Raw genomic sequence first — 3,319 nt, forward strand, 5'->3', positions numbered from 1 at the left:
TCCGAATGGGGCAACCCACCTTAGATGTCTAGGAAACTGTACTATACGGTTTAATTTTCTAGGTATTTGAAGGTATCTTTATCTGAATAAAATAGGGTAAAAGAAGCGAACGCAGGGAACTGAAACATCTAAGTACCTGTAGGAAAGGACATCAATTGAGACTCCGTTAGTAGTGGCGAGCGAACGCGGATCAGGCCAGTGTTATTGAAAATTTAAGTAGAATTATCTGGGAAGGTAAGCCATAGTGTGTGATAGCCCCGTATACGTAATAATTTTCTTTAACCTTGAGTAGGGCGGGACACGTGAAATCCTGTCTGAACATGGGGCGACCACGCTCCAAGCCTAAGTACTCGTGCATGACCGATAGTGAACTAGTACCGTGAGGGAAAGGCGAAAAGAACCCCTACTAGGGGAGTGAAATAGACCCTGAAACCGAATGCCTACAAACAGTCGAAGGCCGCAAGGCTGACGGCGTACCTTTTGTATAATGGGTCAACGACTTAGTGTAGCAAGCAAGCTTAAGCCGATAGGTGTAGGCGTAGCGAAAGCGAGTCTGAATAGGGCGTTTAGTTTGTTGCATTAGACCCGAAACCGAGTGATCTAGCCATGAGCAGGTTGAAGGTTGGGTAACACCAATTGGAGGACCGAACCCGTATCTGTTGCAATAGATTGGGATGACTTGTGGCTAGGGGTGAAAGGCCAATCAAACTCGGAGATAGCTGGTTCTCCGCGAAATCTATTTAGGTAGAGCGTTAACTGAATACCCTCGGGGGTAGAGCACTGGATAGGCTATGGGGGCTTACCGCCTTACTGATCCTAACCAAACTCCGAATACCGAGGAGTAATAGTTGGCAGACACACAGTGGGTGCTAACGTCCATTGTGGAGAGGGAAACAACCCTGACCTCCATCTAAGGTCCCGAAGTCATGGCTAAGTGGGAAAGGATGTAAAGATCCCAAAACAACCAGGATGTTGGCTTAGAAGCAGCCATCATTTAAAGAAAGCGTAACAGCTCACTGGTCTAGATAAGGATTTTTGCGCCGAAAATGTAACGGGGCTCAAGCCATGCACCGAAGATGAGGATTTGTTTATTGTTAAAGATAAACAAGTGGTAGCGGAGCGTTCCGTAAGCTGATGAAGGAGGATTTGTGAGAACCTCTGGAGGTATCGGAAGTGAGAATGTTGACATGAGTAACGATAAAGAGGGTGAGAAACCCTCTCGCCGAAAGACCAAGGGTTCCTGCTTAAAGTTAATCTGAGCAGGGTTAGCCGGCCCCTAAGGTGAGGCGGAAACGCGTAGCTGATGGGAACCACATTAATATTTGTGGGCCTGATGGAAGTGACGGATCAAGTAAATTGTACATTTTTATTGGATTAGATGTGCTTTGAATTGGTTCCAGGAAATAGCTCCATCGTATAGACCGTACCCGAAACCGACACAGGTGGTCAGGTAGAGCATACTAAGGCGCTTGAGAGAACTGCGTTGAAGGAACTCGGCAAATTGCACGCGTAACTTCGGGATAAGCGTGACCTTTTTTTGGGCAACCAATAGAAGGTGTCACAGACCAGGGGGTAGCGACTGTTTACCAAAAACACAGGGCTCTGCGAAGTCGCAAGACGAAGTATAGGGTCTGACGCCTGCCCGGTGCTGGAAGGTTAATAGGAGGGGTGAGAGCTCTGAATTGAAGCCCCAGTAAACGGCGGCCGTAACTATAACGGTCCTAAGGTAGCGAAATTCCTTGTCGGGTAAGTTCCGACCTGCACGAATGGCGTAACGACTTCCCCACTGTCTCCAACGCAGACTCAGTGAAATTGAATTCCCCGTGAAGATGCGGGGTTCCTGCGGTTAGACGGAAAGACCCCGTGCACCTTTACTATAGCTTTACATTGGCGTTTGTTTTGATATGTGTAGGATAGGTGGTAGGCACTGAAGCAAGGACGCTAGTTTTTGTGGAGCCATCCTTGAAATACCACCCTTATCAAAGTGGATGTCTAACCGCGCTCCGTTATCCGGGGCCGAGACATTGTATGGTGGGTAGTTTGACTGGGGCGGTCGCCTCCGAAAGAGTAACGGAGGCGCGCGATGGTAGGCTCAGAGCGGTCGGAAATCGCTTGTTGAGTGCAATGGCATAAGCCTGCCTGACTGTGAGACTGACAAGTCGAGCAGAGACGAAAGTCGGTCATAGTGATCCGGTGGTTCCGAGTGGAAGGGCCATCGCTCAACGGATAAAAGGTACGCCGGGGATAACAGGCTGATGACCCCCAAGAGTCCATATCGACGGGGTTGTTTGGCACCTCGATGTCGGCTCATCGCATCCTGGGGCTGGAGAAGGTCCCAAGGGTTTGGCTGTTCGCCAATTAAAGCGGTACGTGAGCTGGGTTCAGAACGTCGTGAGACAGTTCGGTCCCTATCTGCCGTGGGTGTAGGAATATTGACAGGATCTTTCCCTAGTACGAGAGGACCGGGATGGACGTATCTCTGGTGGACCTGTTGTTATTCCAATAGCATAGCAGGGTAGCTAAATACGGAATGGATAACCGCTGAAAGCATCTAAGTGGGAAACCAACCTGAAAACTAGTATTCCCTATCAGAGCTGTGGTAGACTACCACGTTGATAGGCTGGATGTGGAAGCTAGGTAACTAGTGAAGCTTACCAGTACTAATAGCTTGACTGGCTTGATTGCTCTTATTGTCAATAGTCATGATTTTTTAAGACTTTTTTACATTCGTTTTTTATAGACTTGGTGGCTTTTGCAGGGTTTCTGCACCCGTTCCCATTCCGAACACGGCCGTTAAATGCCCTAGCGCCTATGGTACTTCATCTTAAGATGCGGGAGAGTCGGTCGTTGCCAGGTCTATAAAGAACGGATTATTTTTTAGTAATGATAAAAAATATTATCGCGGGGTGGAGCAGTCCGGTAGCTCGTCAGGCTCATAACCTGAAGGTCGTGGGTTCAAATCCTACCCCCGCAACCATTGTATTATGGATATCCATCATAATGAACCAAATAATAAAAAAACAAATTGTTGATTCTTTAAAGGTATTGTACATACCAGGAGAAAAAAATAATATCGTTGATATGAAAAGACTATCAAATATCTTTATAGTCCAAAATACTGTATATCTTTCCATCACAGTGCCAAAAAATATCGCACAGCAATTGCAGTCCTTGCGATTGAAAGCACAGCAAATAATACAAAGTATTCCGAATATACGTAATGCTGTCGTTACGCTAACAGAAAATAAAAATCAAAAAATAATACATAATAAATCAAATATTAATGCATTCATAGCTGTGGCTTCCGGAAAAGGAGGGG

General features: G+C 46.6%; 1 protein-coding gene, 1 tRNA gene and 2 rRNA genes (1 of these 4 only partly in view). All 4 read left to right on the plus strand.

What is annotated here, in order from left to right:
- Window positions 1-2,685: ribosomal RNA gene (locus GY664_RS04925) — 23S ribosomal RNA — on the plus strand (it extends 113 nt beyond the left edge of the window).
- A 56-nt stretch (window positions 2,686-2,741) separates the two neighbouring features.
- Window positions 2,742-2,856, plus strand: a 5S ribosomal RNA gene (gene rrf / locus GY664_RS04930).
- Between the two features lie 44 nt (window positions 2,857-2,900).
- Window positions 2,901-2,977: transfer RNA gene (locus tag GY664_RS04935), tRNA-Met, on the plus strand.
- 23 nt (window positions 2,978-3,000) lie between these two features.
- Window positions 3,001-3,319, plus strand: a 319-nt coding sequence (locus GY664_RS04940; protein WP_333948376.1) for an iron-sulfur cluster assembly protein, incomplete at its 3' end; no start/stop codon positions are given.

Origin of the sequence: Candidatus Liberibacter brunswickensis, assembly GCF_036858155.1 — a bacterium.
Taxonomy (GTDB): domain Bacteria; phylum Pseudomonadota; class Alphaproteobacteria; order Rhizobiales; family Rhizobiaceae; genus Liberibacter; species Liberibacter brunswickensis.